Raw genomic sequence first — 18,933 nt, forward strand, 5'->3', positions numbered from 1 at the left:
CCCCCCCCCCCCCCCCCCCCCCCCCCCCCCCCCCCCCCCCCCCCCCCCCCCCCCCCCCCCCCCCCCCCCCCCCCCCCCCCCCCCCCCCCCCCCGGAGATCGGTGTTCTGGAGCTCGGTGCTCCGAAGGTCGGTGCTACCGGTCGCGTGCGACGGTCCAGGTCGGGAGGTGCTCGAAGAACGTCACGGCCTCGGCGCGCCAGTGCCCCCGCCAGCCGCCGGCGACGGCCGCCGCCTCGCGCGCGTAGCGGTCGGCCTCGGCGCGCAGCGCCGCGTCGACGCCGTGCGTCCGCGCGATGTCGCGGACGCGGTCGAGGGTGTCGTCGTCGCATCCCGGGTCGCCGAGGGCCGAGTCCAGCACCTTGCGCTCGCCCGCGTCGACGGCGGCCAGCAGCGCGCGGACCGCGTAACTGTGCCGCCCGGAACGGATGTCGGACCCGGCCGACTTGCCGATGGACCCCGGATCGCCGAACAGGTCGAGCCAGTCGTCGTGGATCTGATTGGCGATGCCCAGCGCCGTGGCGTACGCGCTCAACCCGCCGTCGTGCGGTGTGGGGTCGGCGCCGGCGGCGAGCAGGCCCATCCGCAGCGGCGCCAGCACCGAGTACCGGCTGGACTTGTACTCGGTGACCGCGTGCAGCAGCGGGAGGTCGGGGTCCGGACGGAAGTCCCGCTCCAGGTCCAGCATCTGCCCGGCGACCGTGCTCGCCCCCACGTCCGCGTGCACCGCCGCCAGGGCCACCGCGAGCGCCGGCGGCAGGCCACCGGCCAGCAGGACCCGCATCGACAGGAACGCGGCCAGGTCGCCCGCCAGGACGGCGAGCGCCAGCGCGGTGTCCGGACGGTCCGGGAACTCGTGACGGTAGGCGTAGTACGTCGAAGGGCCGCCCCGGCGCACCGGCGAGTTGTCGATGATGTCGTCGTGGATCAGGCCGTGCGCGTGCAGCAACTCGATGCCGATCGCCGCCTCGTCCAGCCCGGCCACCTCCTCGCCGGTCACCAGCGCCGCCGCCTCGTGCAGCACCACCACCCGCAGCCGCTTCCCACCGCGCAGCGCCAACTCCCGCACCAGGTCGAGCGCCCGCGCAGGGAACGCGCCGTACGGCGGGAGGTCCAGGCCGCCCTGTCGGCCGACCAGCGAGTCGAAGTACGCCGCGAAGCGCTCGTCGAACCGGCGCTGGTGGCCGGCCGCGCGCCGCATCAGGGCGGAGAGATCGTCGTTCACCGCACCAGCCTCGCACGCCCGGTCGCCCCGCCGAGCGGCCCGCCCGGCGGGCGGGGTGTCGACTGCCGCTAATTCCGGTGCGAGGTACGGATCGTGGCCGCACAATGACCGCCATGGCATGGGACGGGTTGATCAGGGTGGGTGACGGGGACGTGTGGGCGGCGGACAGCGGGGGCGACGGGCCGCCCCTGGTGCTGCTGCACCCCGGGGTGGGTGATTCGCGGATCTGGGACGGGCTGCTGCCCGAACTGGGCGCGCGGTACCGGGTGATCCGCTACGACGTGCGCGGCTACGGCCGATCGCCCGCGCCCGACGCCGCGTACTCCGTGCTGGACGACTTCCGCGCGGTCCTCGACCACTTCGGGCCGGCCCGGGTCCACCTGGTCGGATGCAGCATGGGCGGCGGGACGGCGCTCGGGTTCGCACTCCAGCAGCCCGAGCGGGTGGAGTCGCTGGTGCTGGTCTGCCCCGGCGTACCCGGCTTCCCCTGGCCGGACGACCCGGAGTCGGACGCCGAGTACGAGCGGCTGGTGGCCGCCGACGACCTGGACGGGCTGACCGCCTACGGCCTGCGTGAATGGGCGGCCGCCGGCGCGGACGCGGCGGCGACCGCCCAACTGCGCTCCGCCGCCCGGGCCTGGCCCGGCGAGGACATCCACCAGCGGCCCGACCCGCCGGTCTTCGACCGGCTCACCACACTGTCCGCCCTGCCCGCCGTGGTGCTGGTCGGCGACCTCGACCTCCCGCCGGCCGTCGACTGCGCCGAGCAGACGGCCGCCCGGCTCGGCTGCCGACTCGTCCGGCTGCCCGGGGTCGACCACCTCCCGCCGCTGCGCGCGCCCGACGCGATCCTGCGCGCGATCGAGGAGGTCACGGCCCGGGCGGCCCCGAACGACGGGATCGGCCGGTCTGCGACCTGAAACGCCTGACGGCAGGGGGCCGGTCAGAGCCGGGTGGCCGTGCGGACCAGGGCGGCCAGGGCGAGGGAACGGCTGTGGGCGGGCCAGGCGATGTGGGTCACGACGGGGGGCGCGTCGGTCAGGGGGACGGCCGCGTGCTCGGCCCACAGCCAGGACCGGGCGGAGTCGGGGACGACGGCCACCGTGCGTCCGAGGGCGATCAGCTGGGCCAGTTGCGTCTGGTTGTGGATCTCGGGGCCCGGGCCGGGCGCGTAGGTGCCGTGGGTGGGCCAGCGGGCGAGCGGCAGATCGGGGACGTCCCTGATGTCGGCCAGGGACAGGGTCTTGCGGGCGGCCAGCGGGTGCCCGGCCGGCAGGAGGGCGACCTGTCCCTCGGTCGTGAGCGCCTCGCTGTCGAATCCGGCGAGGGAGTTCCACGGCGTGTGCATCAGCGCGACATCGGCGCGTCCGTCGCGCAGCAGCTCCTCCTGCTCGCACATGCCGCACAGCAGCACCTCGACCTCGGCGCTGCCGGGTTCGGCCGCGTAGGCGTCGAGCAGCTTGCGCAGCAGCTCGTGGGACGCGGCGGCCTTCACCGCGAGCACCAGCCGGTCGCGGGGGCCGCCGGGACCGTCGGCACCACCGGTGCGCCGGGTGCGGCGGACGGCGGCGGCGGCCGCGTCGAGGGCCGCCCGTCCCTCCTGCAGCAGCACCTCGCCGGCGCCGGTCAGCCGGACACCGCGGCGGTTGCGCTCCAACAGGCAGACTCCCAGGCGCCGTTCGAGCTGCTGGATCGCCCGCGAGAGCGGTGGCTGGGCCATGCCGAGACGCTCGGCGGCGCGCCCGAAGTGCAACTCCTCGGCCACGGCGACGAAGTACCTCAACTCGCGGGTCTCCAGGGTGTCCACGGCACGCAGCATACGCCGTGATACCCGCCGGGTATGACAGCGCACCGAACCGGTGTTGGCCGCACCACCCGCCCACCGGCCAGCATCATCGTCATGAACGAAACGAACACCGCGCTGGTGACCGGCGCGAACAAGGGCATCGGCTACGAGATCGCGGCCGGACTGGGCCGCCTCGGCTACCGCGTCGGTGTGGGATCCCGCGACGCGACCCGACGCGAAGCCGCCGTCGAAAAGCTGCGCGCCGACGGTGTGGACGCCTTCGGCGTCCCCCTGGACGTGACCGACGACGACAGCGTCACCGCCGCCGCGGAACTGGTCGAACGACTGGCCGGACGCCTGGACGCCCTGGTCAACAACGCCGGCATCCCCGGCGAGATGGGCCCGGGATGGCTGCAGGAGCCGACGGCGCTCGACCTGGACGTGGTCCGCACCGTCGTGGACACCAACGTCCTGGGCGTCGTCCGGGTGACCAACGCGATGCTGCCGCTGCTGCGGCGCTCCGCCTCGCCGCGCATCGTCAACGTCTCCAGCAGCGTCGGTTCCCTGGCCCGGCAGGCCGACCCGGACGTCGAGGTCGGCCCCGTCATGGCGGCCTACGCACCGTCGAAGTCCTTCCTCAACGCCCTGACCCTGCAGTACGCCCGACAGTTCGCCGGCACCGGGATCCTCATCAACGCGGCCTGCCCGGGCCTGGTCGCGACCGACTTCACCGGCTTCTTCGGATCCCGCACCGCCGCACAGGGCGCTGCCACCCCGATCCGGCTCGCCACCCTCCCCGACGGCGGACCGACCGGTTCCTTCTTCGAGGACGACGGCGTCGTCCCCTGGTGACCGCAGGCGGCGTCAGGACCGGGGAGCCGGCGCGAGGTTCTGCTCGCACCACCGGCGGAAGCCGGTGGTGCCGGCGGTGCCCGGGTCGCGAGGTTCGGCGTCGTAGATGCCGTTGTTCTGCGCCTCGACCATGTCGGCCATGTCCTGGGCCAGGGCCGGGCCGGCGCCGCGTCCCAGCATCGTGGCACGGAGGTCCGAGAGCGGGAGCTGTCGGTAGCGGACGGTGCGGCCCAGGGTGTCGGAGATGACCTCGGCCATGGCGTCGGGGGTGAGGTCGTCGGGGCCGGTGAGGGGGACGCGGGCCCGGCCGCTCCAACCGGTGTCGAGGAGGAGCGCGGCCGCGGCGGCGGCGACGTCGCGGGTGGCGACGGTCGGCAGCGGCCGGTCCGCGGTGTTCGCCAGGGAGAAGGTGCCCTGTTCGGTGATCGCGGCGGCCTGGTGGAGCAGGTTCTCCATGAAGAACGGGAGGGCCAGGGCCCGGTAGGGAGCACCGCTCGCCCCGATCAGTTCGTCCATGGCCAGCGCGGCGGAGAGGAGTCCGGCCCTGCCCGGGTAGCCGTGGCCCAGCGAGGTCACGCCCACGATCCGCACACCCCGGCTCGCGGCTTCGCGGCAGGCGGGCCGGGTGAAGTCCAGGTAGTGGCGCCGGGCGTCGACGGCGTCGTGGAATCCGGCCGGGGGGACGAGCCAGAACAGCCGGTCGGCGCCTGCGAGTGCCTTCGCGATCGTGTCGGGGTCGCCGTGGGAGCCCGGCACGACCTCGGCGCGGGCGCGTACGTGTGCGGGCAGCCGGGCGGGGTCGCGGACGATCACCCGGAGTGACTCGCCGCTGTCCAGGAGCCGGTCGACGAGCTGGGCGCCGATGTCGCCGGTGGGCGTGGTGATGACGATCATGAAGTCCTCCATGGATGCGCGGTGTCGATTGCGGAGGCCCGGCGGGGCGTCGCCGCTCGCCTTCGAGTCAAACGGGCACAACGCCGCAGGTGAAGGACCGTCTCGGTCGCCATTGATACCCTGGGGATATGAATGACCTGGAGGTGCGGCACCTGCGCTACTTCGTCGCGGTCGCGGAGGAACTGCACTTCGGACGCGCCGCCGCGCGACTGGGCATGGCGCAGCCCCCGCTGTCGCGCACGATCAGGGACGTCGAGCGGCAGCTTGGGGTGGCCCTGTTCGAGCGGACCACCCGGCAGGTGCGGCTCACCGCGGCCGGGGAGGTCCTGCTGCGCGACGCCCGGACGGCACTGGAGGCGGTGAGCGCCGCCGCCCACCGGGCCCGGGAGGCGGGCAGTGCGGCGCCGCGGCTGCGGGTCGCGCTCAAGGCGGATGTCGACGGCGGGCTGCTGCCGCAGATCCTGGATGCCTACGGAGCGGACGAGGCGTCCCTGCCGCCCGAGCTGGTCCTCGGCGGGTTCGGCGAGCAGGCCCAGACCCTGCGCGACGGACTCGCCGACGTGGCACTCGTCCTGTGCCCCTTCGACGGCCGCGGCCTGGACAGCGAGCCGCTGCTCACCGAGCCGGTCCTGGTCGCCCTTGCCGCCGCCGATCCGCTCGCCGCCCGGACCGAGCTGCGCCTGGACGACCTGGCCGGCCGCACGCTCCCCGACGGCGCCCCGGCCGACCGCGGCCGCTCCGGCGAGCACGCCCGCCGCCCCGAGGCGGTGCGGCCCGCGTCGAACCTGTCGGAGATCTTCAGCCTCGTCGAGACGGGCAGCGTCGTGTTCTTCGCACCGGCCTCGGTCGCCCGCCGCTACCCGCGGCCCGGCGTCGCCTACCGCCCGGTCGGCGACCTCCCGGACGCCACCCTGGCCGTGGCGTGGCCCCAGGACGCGCGCTCAGCGGCCGTCGCCGCCTTCGTCCGCGCCGCCTGCACCGTGGCAGGGAACATCCGAGGGAACAACCAGGGAGTCCGGGACCGTGCAGCACGATGAGACGGACATCGATCCGGTACGCCGCAGGCTGGAGGCCCTGGTCGAGCGACTGAGACGGGACCTCGACGGCGTCGCCGAGATCGAGGAGAAGGACGACGGATGGTTCTGGTCCGTCTTCGTCCGTCCCGGGCACGAAGGTCCGCTCGGCTTCTGGTGGCTGGCCGCGGGAGACCCCGCCGACATCGTCCTCGGGGTCGACGCCGGTCACGTGAGATGGGAACTGGGCGGGTCCGAAGAGGACATGGTGTTCGTGGAGGAGATCGTCGCCGCCCTCCTGCGAGGCGATGCCACGGCCGTCTTCGCCTCGGGCCGGTGCGAAGTGACGGTGACCCTGGGCGACGGCAGCAGCGAGGTGGAGACCAGCCATGAATCCCCCGCGAGCCTCCTGCCCCTGCCCGGTTGGACGCGCTGGGGGCGACGTGTCGACTACGTGCCCTACCGTCCGCGCCCGACCGCCGACTGACGGACCCGGGGCCGACGACGCGGCCGGGTCGGGCGCACACGCCGTTCATGGTGAACGGCCGCGCCGAGCACGCTCAGCACACTGCACAGCAGCGCCCACGCGCCGAACTTCTGCAGCGAGACCGGCTCCCAGCCGTCCTCCTGGTACGGGTAGCGCCACGCCCCGAGGTACGTGGCGATGTTCTCCGCCAGCCAGAGGAAGAAGCCGACCAGCACGAAGCTCAGCGGCATCGGCATCCAGTAACCGCGGTCGCGGACGGTGTAGTTGACCCTGGCCCCGGCGGTGACCGCGAGCAGCAGGGCCGCCAGCGGCCAGCGCATGTCCGGCAGCCAGTGGTGGCTGAGGAAGTTGACGTACAGTGCGCCCGCCACCGCCGCGGTCGCCAGCGGCCGGTACCCGGTCAGCTCCAGTCTGAGCAGCCGCCACACGGCGCAGATGTAGCTGCCGACCGCCGCGTACATGAACCCGCCGTAGAGCGGTACGCCGCCGAACTTCAGTACGGCGGGCTCGGGATAGGACCAGGAGCCCTGGGCCACCTTGACGCACTCGAAGACCAGGCCGAGCAGGTGGCAGCCACCGATCACCAGCAGGTCCCGGGGCCGCTCCCAGCCGACCAGCCAGCAGGCCGCGCTGAGCAGCACCCCGTACCCGAACAGCAGGTCGTAGCGCGCCACCGGGAGTTCGGGCAGCAGCTTGGACGCGCCCACCCCGGCGAGCAGTGCCACGGCGAACGCGCAGCTCGCCGCCTGGCGGAGGCCGAAGCGGACGAACTGGCCGAGCCCGTGGGTGGCTCGGCGGAGCTGAGTCGATCTTGCTGCCTGCATACAGCAGGGGACGCGCGTCGGGTACGGATGGTTTCCCCGCCCTCGCGCAGACCCGGCCCGGGTCAGGGGGCGGGGCGGGAGGGGACGGGACTGGTGGGGGCGGCCCAGGCGAGGAGCATGTGGAGGGCGTCGTGGGAGGGGGTGCGGGGTTCGGCGGTGTAGGTGATGAGGGCCTGCTCGGGGTCCTCGGTGGAGCGCAGGGTCTCGTAGGTGAGGTCGAGGTCGCCGACGACGGGGTGGTGGAAGCGCTTGACGCCGGAGGTCTTGTCCTGGACCGGCTGTTCGGCCCACCAGCGGCGGAAGTCCTGGCTCTTCATGGAGAGTTCGCCGATCAGGCCGGCCAGCTGCGGGTCGTCGGGGTGGCGGCCGGCCTCCAGCTGGAGGTAGGCGACGTTCTCCCGGGCGCAGGCCGTCCAGTCGGCGTAGAGCTCGCGGGCGGCGGGGTCGAGGAAGGTGATCCGGGGGATGTTGCGTTCGGCGGCGCGGCGGGTGGCGAAGTCGCCGAGGAGGGCGCTGGCGGCGGCGTTCCAGGCGAGGACGTCCATCCGGCGGCCCATCACCATGGCGGGTACGTCGCGGAGTTCGTCGAGCAGGCGGCGGAGCATGGGCCGGACGTGCTGCTGCTCGGTGCGGGCGGTGCGCGAGGTGCGCCGGGTGGCCGGGCGGGGCTGGGCGAGCCGGCGGAGGTGGCGGGTCTCGTCCTCGCTGAGCCGCAGGGCGCGGGCGAGCGAGTCCAGGACGAGCTCGGAGGGGTTGGCGACGCGGCCCTGTTCCATCCGGGTGTAGTAGTCGACGCTGACGCCCGCGAGTTGGGCGATCTCTTCGCGGCGCAGCCCGGCGACGCGGCGGTGGCCGCCGAAGTCGGGCAGGGCGACGTCCGCGGGCTGCAGCCGGGAGCGGCGGGAGCGGAGGAAGGCGCCGAGGTCGATCGTTGGGCTCATGGGCCGATTGTGCCCGATCCGTCGGCGGCGAGCCTGGTCCTGTCAGGACCAGGCTCGGCACGGCCGCGGGAGGTGTCAGGCCTGGCGGGTCGGGAGGATCACGGTGTGGCGCAGGTTGACGTGCTTGGGGCGGCTGACGGTGAAGGCGATCAGCTCGGCGATGTCCTCGGCGGTGAGGGAGGGGATCTGCTGGAACATGCCGTCCAGCTGGCCGCGCAGCTCGGGGTTGTCGATGGCGTGGGGGAGTTCGGTGTCGGTCAGGCCGGGCTCGATGTTGCTCACCCGGACGTCGCGCGGGCCGAGTTCGGTGCGCAGGGCGGCGGAGAGCTGGGTGACCGCGGCCTTGGTGGCGCCGTACACGGCGTAGTCGGGGAAGGCGATGTGGGAGGCGATCGAGGAGACGTTGACCAGGTCGGCGGGCTGCCCGTCGGCGGCGGCCGCGGTGAGGTCGGCGGTGAACGCGTCGAGGACGCGCAGGACACCGGTCAGATTGGTGTCGATCATGCGGGTCCACTCGTCGACCCGGCCGGCGGCGACGGGGTTGGGGAACATCACGCCGGCGTTGTTGACGACCAGGTCGACCCGGCCGAAGGCGTCGTGGACGGCCTTCACGGCGGCGTCGACGGAGGCCTGGTCGGTGACGTCGGCGGTGACCGCGATCGCCTGGCCGCCGGCGGCGGTGATCTCCGCCGCGAGGGTGTCGAGCCGGTCGGTGCGGCGGGCGAGCAGGGCGACGCGCGCACCGTCGGCGGCCAGGGCGCGGGCGGTCGCGGTGCCGATGCCGCTGGCGGCGCCGGTGACGACGGCGGTACGGGCTGCGGTGCGGGCGGTGTTGCTCACGGTCTTCTCCAGGGAGCGGTCGGTACTGGCTGACGGGGACAACTCTCCGCCGCGCGCCGAGGGGCAGCCAGGGCTCACCTGTTCCTGGGACCGCCAGGACCAGTCAGCGCCCCGGCCGGGGCCTACCGGCCGGTAGGCATACTTGACAATGCCTCATGTTCCTGGGAGCAGTTGCTCCTCAAGGCTCCACCCTCCGAAGGGAGCACCAGCACATGACCATGCCTCAGGACGCGCCACCCGAGTACGACGTCGTGATCGGCGGAGCGAGCCTGGCCGGCTGCGCCGCGGCGATCCTGCTCGCCCGGCGCGGTGTCCGCGTCGCCCTGCTGGAACGCCGCTCGGACCCCTCGGCGTACAAGGTGCTGTGCACCCACTCGATCACCGCCAACGCCTACCCGGTGCTGGACGAACTGGGCCTGGTACCCGCGCTGGAGGAGGCCGGGGCGGTGCACAACGACGCCCGCTGGTGGACGCGTTGGGGGTGGATCGAGCCGAAGCCGGCACCCGGCGGGCCTCCGCTGCCGTACGCGTACAACGTCCGGCGCAGCACCCTCGACCCGCTGATCAGGTCCCTTGCGGCGGAGACCCCCGGCGTCGACCTGCTGCTCGGCCACCAGGTGACCGGGGTGGTGTGGACGGGCGGGCGGATCGTCGGGGTGACGGCCTCCTCGCCGAACGGCGGGGAGCGGGAGTTCCGGGCCCGGCTGGTGGTCGGCGCCGACGGCAAGGACTCGGCCGTGGCGAAGTACGCGAAGGTGGCGACGCGGCAGTTCGAGAACACCCGGTTCGGCTACCTGGCGCACTTCCGCAACCTGCCGCTGCAGGGCGGGATCGGCCAGACCTGGTTCCTGGAACCGGACATGGCGTACGCGTTCCCCAACGACGACGGGGTGACGGTGCTGGCGGTGCTCCCCGACAAGAAGAAGCTGCCCGCCTTCCGGGAGGACCGGGAGGGCAGTTTCCTGGAGTTCGTCCGCGGCCTGCCCGAGGCGCCGCCGATCGACTCCGCCGAGCGCGTCTCGAAGATCATCGGCACCGTGGACTACCCGCTGCACAGCCGCAGGCCCACCGCGCCGGGCCTCGCGCTGATCGGCGACGCCGCGCTGACCGGTGACCCGCTGTGGGGCGTGGGGTGCGGCTGGGCCCTGCAGTCCGCGCAGTGGCTGGCCGAGGCGGTCGCCCCCGCCGCGGCCGGCCGCGGCGGCCTCGACCGGGCGCTCGCGGTGTACGCGCGCCGCCACCGCCGCTTGACGGCCCACCAGTTGATGGCCGCGGACTTCGCCAAGGCCCGCCCGTTCAACCCCGCCGAGCGGCTGGTGTTCGCGGCGGCCGCGCGGGACGCCGACCTGGCCCGCCACATGCACCGCTTCGCCTCACGGCTGATCGGGCCGGCGCGCTTCCTGAACCCCGCCGTCCTGGCGAGGTCGGCGTACGTGAACCTCACCCACCGGGGGTGAGCCCGTCCGGCCGCTCGGCGAGCCGACGCTGCTGCAGGTAGCGGGCGTCGGGCACGGGCGGGCGGCCCGGCCGCCGCTTTGCCGCGGGGTCAGTCCGTGCCGCGGCGGTAGTAGTCGACGGAGATCCGGACCGGGCCGTCGCCCGCGGCGGCGGAGAGCAGCCGGACCAGGGCGAGGTCGCGGCCGTCCTGGCTGCGGACGCAGAACGAGCGGCCGGCCAGGCCGGTGAAGTCGAGCCGGGCGGCGGGGCGGCTGTCGAGGCCCTTCAGGCAGTCGGCGGCGCCGAGGCGGGCGGTCTCGGCGGTGAAGGCGTCGTTGGCGTCGGCGATGACGAACTCGGATGCGGTGCGGCTGACGAACCAGCTGGCGGTCTCCTCCGCCACGACGGTGCCGGTCTTGAGGTCGAACTCGTAGCTGTGGTCGGGCGAGACGAGTTCCCGGCCGCCGTACACCAGGGTGTACCCGGCGGCGGTGGAGGGCAGTGCGGTCGGGCTGGGGGAGGGGGAGGGGAGGGCGGCCGAGGGGGTCGGTACGGCGGTGCTCGGCTCCGGGGTGGCCTCGTAGCCGTCCTCGTCGCCGTTGGTGAGCAGGTAGGAGGCGGTGCCGCCGATCCCGGCGAGCAGGGCGAGGGCGGCCACGGCGGCGGTGACGGCGGTCCGCCGGCCGGTGCGCCGCCGCGACGCGGGCGGATCCACCGGCGCGGGCGCGGGCGCCGGTGCGGCGGCGGTCGGTGCGCCGTGCAGGGTCGGGGGCGGGACGAGCAGGGTGCGCGCCTCGGAGGGGGACCGCGGGAGGTCGGTGCGCCGGTTGATCTCGGTGCGGACCTGCTGCGGCAGCCAGCCGTCGGTGAAGGAGGGCTGCCCGCCGAGGGCGTGGTGGACGGCGCCGATCAGCTGGGCGGTGGTCGGCCGGTCCTCGGGGTGCTTGGCGAGGCAGTGCCGGACCAGGCCGGCGAGGACCGGCGGGACGGCGTCCAGGTCCGGTTCCTCGTGGACGACCCGGTAGAGCGCCCCGGACTCGGGCCCGCGGCCGAACGGCGGGGTGCCGCCGGCGACGTACGCGGCGAGCGCGCCGAGGGCGAAGACGTCGGTGGCGGGTGTGGCGGTGCGGCCGAGGGCCTGCTCGGGGGCCATGTAGCCGGGGGAGCCGATCCGCAGTCCGGCGCCGGTGAGGGCGACGGCGTCGGCGGCGCGGGCGATGCCGAAGTCGATCACCCGGGGGCCGTCGGCGGCGAGCAGCACGTTGGCGGGCTTGAGGTCCCGGTGGACGACGCCGACGGCGTGGATGGCCTGGAGGGCCTCGGCGATGCCGGCGGTCAGCAGCAGGACGGTCTGCTCGGGCAGCGGCCCGTTGTCGTGGACGACCTGGTGCAGCGAGGGTCCGGGGACGTAGGCGGTGGCCAGCCAGGGGGTGGGGTCCTCCGGCCCGGCGTCGACGACCTGCGCGGTGTAGAGCCCGTGGATGAGCCGGGCGCTGGCGACCTCGTGGGCGAAGCGCAGCCGGAACTCCGGGTCCTCGGCGAGTTCGGGCCGGACGACCTTGAGCGCGACCGGGCGGCCGCCGGGGGTGTGGGCGAGGTAGACCCGGCCCATGCCGCCGGCGCCGAGGCGCGCGACCAGCCGGTAGCCGCCGACCTCGACCGGGTCGTCGGCCTCGAGGGGGCGGAAGGTGGGTGCGGGCGCGGCCGCGGACCGGTGTGCGTGCATCGTGCTCTCTCGGCTGGAACAGAGGGGGAGTACGGCTGGGGCCACGCAGTTTATAGATTCCGTCAGGATTGATCGAGGCGGCCGGTGGGCGCGGGCGGGGAAATCGCCCGGTTCGATGGCGGTGCGCGTGCAAACGTCCCGGTCCGTGCGCTGATCGCGGCGTTGATGAAACAGTCAGGTCACAGTCTCGATCACCGGGGCCGTCGCCCAGTAGGGTGGTCCACCGTGGCCAGTCGTAAAACATCCATCCTTGAAGCAGCCGCGCGCGTGATCGCCCGCCGCGGTGTCCGCGGCCTGCGGGTCGAGGAGCTCGCCGCCGAGGCGGGCGTCTCCACGGCGCTGATCTACTACCACTTCAAGGACCGCACGGGCATCCTGCGGCAGACGCTCGAGTTCATCAACGACCGCGCGGAGCGCTACACCACCGAGCGCGACCCGGACGCGCCGCCGCTCACCCCGCGCGAGGAGCTGGAGCAGACCCTGCTGCTGGAGCTGCAGGACGCGCCCGAGGTGCGGGAGAACAGCACCGCCTGGGGCGAGCTGCGGGCCAGCGCGGTCTTCGACGACTCGCTGCGCGAGGACCTGGCCAGGGCGTCCCTGGGCTGGGTCCAGGAGATCGCCGAGCTGATCGGCCAGGTGCACCCGATCAACTCGGCGACCGCGCTGGCGGCGGCGGCCGAGCGGCTGACCGCGCTGCTGGAGGGGCTGAGCATGCGCTGGCTGAGCGGCAGCCTGCCGCTGGGCCACGCCCGGACGCTGATGGGCGAGGCGATCGAGGTGGAGCTGGCGCGGCTCGCCCGCTGACGCCGGCTCCACCGCGCCCGGGCCGCCGTTCCTCCGGCGGGTCCGGGCGTTCTGCTTCCCGGTCCGGGCGGGCTCGACTCTCCGAGCTTGACTGATTTTTCAGTCAGTGCCACGCTGTGGGCCACCACGAGCGACACTGGACTCGGAGCACTTCATGAACGACCACAGCGACGACCACAGCCCCTGGGTGCCGGCGGACGACGTGCCGCACGCCCGGACCTGGATGTCGTGGCCCTCCCGCAAGTCGGTCTGGGGGCGGCAGCTCGGCGGCGTGCAGGAGGACATCGCGCTGATCGCGCGGACCGTCGCCGCCTTCGAGCCGGTGGTCATGTGCGTCCCGGACGACTACTCGGCCCGCGAGGCCCGCGGCCTGTGCGGACCGACGGTCGAGGTGACCACCGCCGTGCCCACCGACGACCTGTGGATGCGCGACATCGCCCCGGTCTTCCGCCTCGACGGCCACGGCGGCCTGGACGCCGTCTCGCTGAACTTCAACGGCTGGGGCGACAAGCAGGTCCACCGCGACGACGCCCGGGCCGCCGAGCGGATCGCCCGCCACCGCGGCCTGAAGCTCCGCTGGGCCGACTTCGTCGGCGAGGGCGGGGCGGTGGAGACCGACGGCGACGGCACCGTGATGGCCACCGAGAGCAGCCTGGTCAACAAGAACCGCAACCGGGGCATGAGCCGCGACGAGATCGAGGACGCCGTCCTCGACGCCTACGGCGCGGACACGATGATCTGGCTGCCCGGCATCAAGGGCAAGGACATCACCGACAACCATGTGGACGTCACCTCGCGGTTCGTCCGGCCGGGCGTGGTGATGGTCCAGCTGCCGCCCCGGGACCGCAACGACGTGTGGGCGCGCGACGCCCGCGAGCAGTTCGCGATCCTCTCGCGGGCCGTCGACGCCCGCGGGCGCCGGCTCCAGGTCATCCGGGTCGACGGCCCGGAGACCGTCCGGTCGCGGAAGTCGACCTTCGTCGACTCGTACCTCAACTTCCACCTGGTGAACGGCGGCGTGATCACCGCCCAGTTCGGCGACCCGGCCCGGGACGAGGCCGCCCGGCAGACCCTCGCCGCGGCCTTCCCCGGCCGCCGGGTCGTCCAGCTCGACGTCGACCGCCTGATGGGCGGAGGCGGCGGCATCCACTGCTCGACCATGCACGAGCCGCTGCCCTGACCGTCGGCACCTCCCCACCCTCACTGCTCGAAACCGCTCAACGGAGGACTCGTTGTCCGTCTCCGCCCTGTCCCGCCGCACCCTGCTGCGCACCCTCGCCGGCGCCGGCGTCCTCACGCTCGGCCTGACCGCCTGCACCGACCTCGACGGCGAGGGCGCGGACGGCCCGCCGCCGACCGCACCCAACGGGCGCCGGCTCGGCGCCGAGTGGGAGAAGCACACCCGGACCTACATGGCCTGGCCCGGCTCCGAGAACGTCTGGGGCGAGCAGCTGCGCGACGTCCAGAAGGACATCGCCGGCCTCGCCGCCGCCATCGGCGCCCACGAGCCGGTCACCCTGCTCGCCCGGCCCGAGCAGGCGGACGCCGCCCGCAAGGCGTGCGGCAGCGACGTCGAGGTCGTCCCACTGGCGGTCGACGACCTGTGGGCCCGCGACACCGTCCCCGTCTTCGTCGAGGAGGGCGGCAAGGTCAAGGGCGTCGACTTCAACTTCAGCGGCTGGGGCAACAAGCAGGAGCACGGCCGGGACGGCAAGCTCGCCCGCGCCCTGCTGGAGCAGTACGGCATCGAGCGGATCCAGACCCCGGTCGTCGCCGAGGGCGGCTCCTTCGAGACCGACGGCCTCGGCACCCTGGTGCTGACCGAGAGCTCGGTGGTCAACGGCAACCGCAACCCCGGGATGTCCCGCGACCGGGTCGAGCAGGAGCTCAAGGCGGCGCTCGGCGTCACCAAGGTGATCTGGCTGGCTGGCGTGAAGGGCCAGGACATCACCGACGCGCACGTGGACTGCCTGATGCGCTTCGTGGCCCCCGGCGTCGTCCTGCTCGACCAGGCCTTCCCCGGCTTGCCCGCCGACGTGTGGTCGCGCTCCGCGGACCAGGCGAAGGACGTCCTCAAGGACGCCACTGACGCGCGCGGCAAGCCGATCGAGGTGATCGAGCTGCCGCAGCCCGACCCGGACCGGATCACCGGGCGCGGCGACGCCTTCGTCTCCTCGTACATGAACTTCTACATCGGCAGCAAGGGCGTCTACCTGCCGAAGTTCGGCGACGACCGGGCCGACGACCGGGCGCAGCAGATGATGAAGGAGCACTTCCCGGACCGCGAGATCGTCCCCGTCCGGATCGACGCGATCGCCGGCGGTGGCGGCGGCATCCACTGCGCCACCCACGACCTGCCCGCGCTCGGCGGGTGAACCGGGCCCGGCCCGACGGACGCGACGTGGCCCCCGCCCGTCTCTGTGCGAAACCACAGACGGTTCTCAAGGCGGGCGTCCCCGCGTACGGTGTCACCGGCGATCCCGACGCCGCCACGGACACCTGCCGGCCCCTGGTCATGGGACCGCTCTTCGGCGCCCACGGCGCCGACCCCGGCCGACCTCTCGGCACCGGCCCCCGCGACCTCGTCCGCAACGCCCGCACCGGACCGGTCGAGGTGGACCACCGCACCGGAGCCGTCCTCCCGGACGGCGGCCCGCTGCGCTCCGAGCCCGCCGACAGCGTGCCGCTCAGCCGCCTCTACTTCCTGTGACCACCCCACCCTCACCCCCAGGAGGTCCGATGACCGCAACCCCCGGCGGCGGCGTCACCGCGCTGCCCCGCTCACTCGGCGTGTTCGGCGCCGTACTGCTCACCCTCTCCTGCCTCACCCCGGCGTCCTCGCTGTTCATCGTGGTCCCCCCGCTGCTGAGCAGCCAGGGCAGCGGCGCCGTCGTCACCCTGCTGGTCGCCGCCCTGGTCTCGCTCGGCGTCGGCCTCTGCTACGCCGAACTCGGCACCCTGCTGCCCACCGCCGGCGGCGAGTACTCGATCGTCGGGCAACTGCTCGGCCGGTTCACCGGCTGGCTGGTCTTCGTGCTCTCCGCGGTCTCGCTGATCGTCGTACCGCCGATCATCGCGCTCGGCACCGCCGAGTACCTCTCCCCGATCGTCAAGCTCGACGCGGCCGTGACCGGCGCCGTGGTGATGGCCCTCGCCGTCGCGATCGGCGTCCTCGACATCAAGGCCAACGCGCTGATCACCGGCATGTTCCTCGGGCTGGAGGTGCTGGCGGCCGCGGTGGTGAGCGTGCTCGGCTTCACCCACGTCCAGCAGCCGCTGGGGAGCCTGGTGCACGCGGTCGTCCCGGACGGCAACGGCGGCACCAGTCCGTTCACCACCGGGGTGCTGATCTCGGGGCTCGCCGTCGCGCTGTTCACGTACAACGGCTTCGGTACCGCCGTCTACCTGTCCGAGGACCTCCGCGACCCGCGGCGCACCGTCGCCCGGACCGTGCTCTGGTCGCTGCTGGCCGGCGTCGTGCTGATCACCCTGCCGGTCGCCGCGATCTGCCTCGGCGTCTCCTCCCCGGACCAGCTCGCCGCCGGCGACCTCTCCGCCGTCGTCGAGTCCTGGGCCGGCAGCACCGTCGCCACCTTCGTCAGCCTGTGCGTCGCCCTCGCCATCCTCAACGCCGTCATCGTCATGGTGCTGCAGAACGGACGGGTGCTCTACGCCTCCGCCCGCGACCGCACCTGGCCCGCCCCCGTCAACCGGCTGATCGGCTCCGTCTCCACCCGCTTCGGCTCGCCCTGGGCCGCCACCCTCGCCGTCGGCCTGCCCGGCGTCGCGCTGGCGCTCGCGGTACCGATCGAGGACCTGCTCGGGTTCACCGGCGTCGCGATCAGCGTGGTCTACCTGCTGCTCGGCTGCGCCGCGCTGGTCGCCCGGCGGGCACGGCACGGCGGCGCGGGGAACTGGCGGATGCCGCTGTGGCCGGTGGCGCCGCTGGCGACGATCGCGGTGCTCGGGTTCGCGCTGACCAAGCAGACTCCGCGGGACCTGATGGTCGCCGGGGCGGTGCTGGTGCTGGGCGCCGGGTACTGGCTGGTGTACCTGCGGCCGCGCAGTGCGACGCACTGGGTGCTCAGCCTGCCGGCGGACCTGGAGGAGCAAGGGCCGGAGGTTCGTGAAGCCGAACGCGTGGTCGGCCACGTGCGTTAGCTCGGCCTCTTATGCGGTTGGCGTCGCCCCGCGGCGGAGCCGCAATTCGACAGAGCCCCGAGCCCCTGGCGGGGCTCGGGATCGACCGAAGTTTTGGTCAGTTTTCGGCCCGGCCGAGTTCCACCGCGATGGCCTCGCGGAGGAGGTGGCGGGCGTGGTCGAGGGGCAGGGCGCCGCTGAGCCAGCGGACGCTGAGGCCCTCCAGGAGGGCGGTCAGGCGCTCGGCGGCGGCCGCGTGGGCGGGGGCGGTGCCGGCCGGGTCGGCGCGGCCGATGAGCTCGGCGATCTCGTGCACCCAGGTGTGGGTGGCCCGGGCGAGCTCCTCGCGCAGGTCCGGTTCGAAGACCGCGCTCGCCCTCAACTCCCCCCAGGCGGTGCTGTTCTCGCGCACCTCGGCGAGGTCCTGGAGCTCCAGCAGCAGGACCTGTTCCAGGTCGGCGCGGGCGTCGTCCGGGTCGCTGTCGGACATCCGCTCGGCGGTGTACCGGTCGGCGCGGTCGTTGATGAACTCCAGCGTCCGGCGCAGGATGCCCGCGCGGTCGCCGAAGTGGTAGTAGATCAGCGAGGTCGACACACCCGCCTCTGCCGCGAGCTCTTCCACGCGCAGCCCGCGTACGCCCCGACGTGCGATGACGCGGGTGGCGGCGGTGAGTATCCCTGTTCGACGGTCCGACATGGACGGTCACTCTACCCGCATCCAGGCCCTTGACTGAATTTTCAGTTCAATGAAAGAGTGCGGCACACCGCACTCCCCTCAACCCCCACTGCAAGGGAGCCACCGATGAACCTTTCCCAGACCCCCACCTCCAGGCGCAGCCTCCTGAAGTTCGGCGCGGCCGCCGTCCCCGCCGTGGCCCTCGGCGGGCTGCTGCCCGCCACCGCCGCCCGCGCCGCCACCGCGGCGAACGGCGCGCAGCTGCGGATGCCGGCCGAGGACGGCCGCCACACCCGGACCTTCATGGCCTGGCCGGCCCTCTCCTCGGTCTGGGGCAACAGCCTCTGGAACGTCCGCACCGACATCGCCCGGGTCGCCTACCAGCTGTCCCGCTACGAGCCGGTCGTGGTGCTGGCCCGCCCGGGCCAGGCCGCCGACGCCCGGTACAGCTGCGGCACCGGCGCGTACTACGGCATCACGGTGCTGGAGATCCCCAACGACGACCTGTGGATCCGCGACTTCGGCCCGACCTTCCTCACCGCCCCCGGCGCGATCGCCGGTCTGGACACCAACTTCAACGGCTGGGGCAAGACCGGCACGCCGTACTACCAGCCGTTCGCCAACGACGCCGCCGCCGCGGGCAGCCTGCTCGCCGAGTACGGGGTCGAGCGGATCACCGCGCCGTTCGTGGGTGAGGGCGGCTCGCTGGAGACCGACGGCGAGGGCACCCTGCTGGCCACCGTCAGCTCGCTGGTCAACTCCAACCGGAACCCGGGCAAGTCCCAGGCCCAGGTCGAGCAGGACCTCAAGTTCTCGCTCGGCGTCAGCAAGGTGATCTGGGTGCCGGGCCTGGCCGGCCAGGACATCACCGACTGCCACATCGACTGCCTGGCCCGCTTCATCGCGCCCGGCAAGGTCATGCTCGACCAGCCCGGCCCGGGCGTCAGCGCCCAGTGGGTCGCGGTCTACAACGAGACCAAGCAGATCCTGCAGAGCGCCACCGACGCCCAGGGCCGCCGGCTCTCCGTCACCGAGCTCCCCGGCCCCGACAAGCGGTACATCCGCGGCACGGGCAAGGAGTTCCTCTCCAGCTACACCAACTACTACACCGCCAACGGCGCGGTGCTGATGCCGCAGTTCGGCGACTCGTACGCGGACTCCACGGCGTACTCGATCCTGCAGTCGGCCTACCCGACGCGGGACATCGTCCAGATCAACATCGACAACATCGCGAGCGGCGGCGGCGGCATCCACTGCGCCACGCAGTCCCAGCCCGTCGTCCCGCGCTGA

At 73.6% G+C, this 18,933-nt stretch carries 18 protein-coding genes and 1 pseudogene; 11 read left to right on the forward strand and 8 right to left on the reverse strand.

Translation table 11 applies throughout. The annotated features are described in order from the left end of the window. Positions 1 to 134: 134 nt before the first annotated feature. The gene (locus ACGFX4_RS37285; RefSeq protein ID WP_393084826.1) at positions 135 to 1,199 is read right to left on the reverse strand and encodes a polyprenyl synthetase family protein; all 1,065 of its coding nucleotides are present in this window, start codon (positions 1,197 to 1,199) and stop codon (positions 135 to 137) included. A gap of 137 nt (positions 1,200 to 1,336) precedes the next feature. On the opposite strand from ACGFX4_RS37285, the gene ACGFX4_RS37290 reads away from it, so the two are divergent. Beyond that, positions 1,337 to 2,143, forward strand: coding sequence for an alpha/beta fold hydrolase (locus tag ACGFX4_RS37290; protein WP_393084700.1), 807 nt, complete (start codon positions 1,337 to 1,339; stop codon positions 2,141 to 2,143). Positions 2,144 to 2,166: 23 nt separating this feature from the next. Here the strand turns inward: ACGFX4_RS37290 and ACGFX4_RS37295 are convergent, their stop codons facing one another. Continuing rightward, positions 2,167 to 3,030, reverse strand: coding sequence for a LysR family transcriptional regulator (locus ACGFX4_RS37295; RefSeq protein WP_393084703.1), 864 nt, complete (start codon positions 3,028 to 3,030; stop codon positions 2,167 to 2,169). 93 nt (positions 3,031 to 3,123) lie between these two features. Here ACGFX4_RS37295 and ACGFX4_RS37300 point away from each other — a divergent pair, with 93 nt between their 5' ends. After that, positions 3,124 to 3,861 carry an SDR family oxidoreductase gene (locus ACGFX4_RS37300; protein WP_393084706.1) on the forward strand — a complete coding sequence of 246 codons (738 nt, stop codon included), beginning with the start codon at positions 3,124 to 3,126 and terminating at the stop codon, positions 3,859 to 3,861. Between the two features lie 12 nt (positions 3,862 to 3,873). On the opposite strand, the gene ACGFX4_RS37305 is transcribed toward ACGFX4_RS37300, so the two are convergent. Further along, complete coding sequence (locus ACGFX4_RS37305; RefSeq protein WP_393084708.1) at positions 3,874 to 4,755, reverse strand: NAD(P)H-binding protein; 882 nt, start codon at positions 4,753 to 4,755, stop codon at positions 3,874 to 3,876. A gap of 128 nt (positions 4,756 to 4,883) precedes the next feature. Here ACGFX4_RS37305 and ACGFX4_RS37310 point away from each other — a divergent pair, with 128 nt between their 5' ends. After that, complete coding sequence (locus ACGFX4_RS37310; protein WP_393084711.1) at positions 4,884 to 5,792, forward strand: LysR family transcriptional regulator; 909 nt, start codon at positions 4,884 to 4,886, stop codon at positions 5,790 to 5,792. Beyond that, positions 5,779 to 6,255 (forward strand): hypothetical protein, encoded by a 477-nt coding sequence (locus ACGFX4_RS37315; protein WP_393084714.1) that lies wholly within the window; start codon positions 5,779 to 5,781, stop codon positions 6,253 to 6,255. Before ACGFX4_RS37310 ends, ACGFX4_RS37315 begins: the two co-directional genes overlap by 14 nt. On the opposite strand, the gene ACGFX4_RS37320 is transcribed toward ACGFX4_RS37315, so the two are convergent. From ACGFX4_RS37320 to ACGFX4_RS37330, 3 genes are all read right to left on the reverse strand, one after another. Then, on the reverse strand, positions 6,228 to 7,079 hold the full coding sequence (locus ACGFX4_RS37320) for a DUF817 domain-containing protein (RefSeq protein ID WP_393084717.1): 852 nt from the start codon (positions 7,077 to 7,079) through the stop codon (positions 6,228 to 6,230). The genes ACGFX4_RS37315 and ACGFX4_RS37320 overlap by 28 nt on opposite strands. Before the next feature lie 62 nt (positions 7,080 to 7,141). Then, positions 7,142 to 8,020 carry a helix-turn-helix transcriptional regulator gene (locus ACGFX4_RS37325; RefSeq protein ID WP_393084720.1) on the reverse strand — a complete coding sequence of 293 codons (879 nt, stop codon included), beginning with the start codon at positions 8,018 to 8,020 and terminating at the stop codon, positions 7,142 to 7,144. 75 nt (positions 8,021 to 8,095) lie between these two features. Continuing rightward, positions 8,096 to 8,860, reverse strand: a complete 765-nt coding sequence (locus ACGFX4_RS37330) for an SDR family oxidoreductase (RefSeq protein ID WP_393084723.1) — start codon at positions 8,858 to 8,860, stop codon at positions 8,096 to 8,098. A 212-nt stretch (positions 8,861 to 9,072) separates the two neighbouring features. Between ACGFX4_RS37330 and ACGFX4_RS37335 the strand changes: the two genes are divergently transcribed. Beyond that, the gene (locus ACGFX4_RS37335) at positions 9,073 to 10,317 is read left to right on the forward strand and encodes an NAD(P)/FAD-dependent oxidoreductase (protein ID WP_393084726.1); all 1,245 of its coding nucleotides are present in this window, start codon (positions 9,073 to 9,075) and stop codon (positions 10,315 to 10,317) included. A gap of 89 nt (positions 10,318 to 10,406) precedes the next feature. On the opposite strand, the gene ACGFX4_RS37340 is transcribed toward ACGFX4_RS37335, so the two are convergent. After that, positions 10,407 to 12,023: a serine/threonine-protein kinase gene (locus ACGFX4_RS37340; protein WP_393084729.1), complete on the reverse strand. Its 1,617-nt coding sequence runs from the start codon at positions 12,021 to 12,023 to the stop codon at positions 10,407 to 10,409. 225 nt (positions 12,024 to 12,248) lie between these two features. Between ACGFX4_RS37340 and ACGFX4_RS37345 the strand changes: the two genes are divergently transcribed. The 5 genes and pseudogenes from ACGFX4_RS37345 (at position 12,249) to ACGFX4_RS37365 (ending at position 16,988) form a co-directional block, all read left to right on the forward strand. Then, on the forward strand, positions 12,249 to 12,827 hold the full coding sequence (locus ACGFX4_RS37345) for a TetR/AcrR family transcriptional regulator (protein ID WP_393084732.1): 579 nt from the start codon (positions 12,249 to 12,251) through the stop codon (positions 12,825 to 12,827). Between the two features lie 154 nt (positions 12,828 to 12,981). Next, positions 12,982 to 14,007 (forward strand): agmatine/peptidylarginine deiminase, encoded by a 1,026-nt coding sequence (locus ACGFX4_RS37350; protein WP_393084735.1) that lies wholly within the window; start codon positions 12,982 to 12,984, stop codon positions 14,005 to 14,007. Between the two features lie 52 nt (positions 14,008 to 14,059). Further along, positions 14,060 to 15,202, forward strand: a complete 1,143-nt coding sequence (locus ACGFX4_RS37355; RefSeq protein WP_393084737.1) for an agmatine/peptidylarginine deiminase — start codon at positions 14,060 to 14,062, stop codon at positions 15,200 to 15,202. A gap of 32 nt (positions 15,203 to 15,234) precedes the next feature. Further along, positions 15,235 to 15,537: pseudogene (locus tag ACGFX4_RS37360) on the forward strand (urease subunit alpha); the annotation flags it as partial. 29 nt (positions 15,538 to 15,566) lie between these two features. Then, on the forward strand, positions 15,567 to 16,988 hold the full coding sequence (locus tag ACGFX4_RS37365) for an APC family permease (protein WP_393084740.1): 1,422 nt from the start codon (positions 15,567 to 15,569) through the stop codon (positions 16,986 to 16,988). A 97-nt stretch (positions 16,989 to 17,085) separates the two neighbouring features. On the opposite strand, the gene ACGFX4_RS37370 is transcribed toward ACGFX4_RS37365, so the two are convergent. Further along, entirely contained in the window at positions 17,086 to 17,664 is a 579-nt protein-coding gene (locus tag ACGFX4_RS37370) for a TetR/AcrR family transcriptional regulator (RefSeq protein ID WP_393084742.1), read from the reverse strand. Between the two features lie 105 nt (positions 17,665 to 17,769). Between ACGFX4_RS37370 and ACGFX4_RS37375 the strand changes: the two genes are divergently transcribed. Next, positions 17,770 to 18,933 carry an agmatine deiminase family protein gene (locus ACGFX4_RS37375; RefSeq protein ID WP_393084745.1) on the forward strand — a complete coding sequence of 388 codons (1,164 nt, stop codon included), beginning with the start codon at positions 17,770 to 17,772 and terminating at the stop codon, positions 18,931 to 18,933.

Origin of the sequence: Kitasatospora sp. NPDC048365, from assembly GCF_043200835.1 — a bacterium.
Taxonomy (GTDB): Bacteria; Actinomycetota; Actinomycetes; order Streptomycetales; family Streptomycetaceae; genus Kitasatospora; species Kitasatospora terrestris.

Bases quoted from the DNA above. Each gene is read 5' to 3' on its own strand.
- ACGFX4_RS37285 (WP_393084826.1), bottom strand. From the start codon at position 1,199: ATGCGGCGCGCGGCCGGCCACCAGCGCCGGTTCGACGAGCGCTTCGCG.
- ACGFX4_RS37290 (WP_393084700.1), top strand. From the start codon at position 1,337: ATGGCATGGGACGGGTTGATCAGGGTGGGTGACGGGGACGTGTGGGCG.
- ACGFX4_RS37300 (WP_393084706.1), top strand. From the start codon at position 3,124: ATGAACGAAACGAACACCGCGCTGGTGACCGGCGCGAACAAGGGCATC.
- ACGFX4_RS37305 (WP_393084708.1), bottom strand. From the start codon at position 4,755: ATGATCGTCATCACCACGCCCACCGGCGACATCGGCGCCCAGCTCGTC.
- ACGFX4_RS37310 (WP_393084711.1), top strand. From the start codon at position 4,884: ATGAATGACCTGGAGGTGCGGCACCTGCGCTACTTCGTCGCGGTCGCG.
- ACGFX4_RS37320 (WP_393084717.1), bottom strand. From the start codon at position 7,079: ATGCAGGCAGCAAGATCGACTCAGCTCCGCCGAGCCACCCACGGGCTC.
- ACGFX4_RS37325 (WP_393084720.1), bottom strand. From the start codon at position 8,020: ATGAGCCCAACGATCGACCTCGGCGCCTTCCTCCGCTCCCGCCGCTCC.
- ACGFX4_RS37335 (WP_393084726.1), top strand. From the start codon at position 9,073: ATGACCATGCCTCAGGACGCGCCACCCGAGTACGACGTCGTGATCGGC.
- ACGFX4_RS37340 (WP_393084729.1), bottom strand. From the start codon at position 12,023: ATGCACGCACACCGGTCCGCGGCCGCGCCCGCACCCACCTTCCGCCCC.
- ACGFX4_RS37350 (WP_393084735.1), top strand. From the start codon at position 12,982: ATGAACGACCACAGCGACGACCACAGCCCCTGGGTGCCGGCGGACGAC.
- ACGFX4_RS37365 (WP_393084740.1), top strand. From the start codon at position 15,567: ATGACCGCAACCCCCGGCGGCGGCGTCACCGCGCTGCCCCGCTCACTC.
- ACGFX4_RS37370 (WP_393084742.1), bottom strand. From the start codon at position 17,664: ATGTCGGACCGTCGAACAGGGATACTCACCGCCGCCACCCGCGTCATC.
- ACGFX4_RS37375 (WP_393084745.1), top strand. From the start codon at position 17,770: ATGAACCTTTCCCAGACCCCCACCTCCAGGCGCAGCCTCCTGAAGTTC.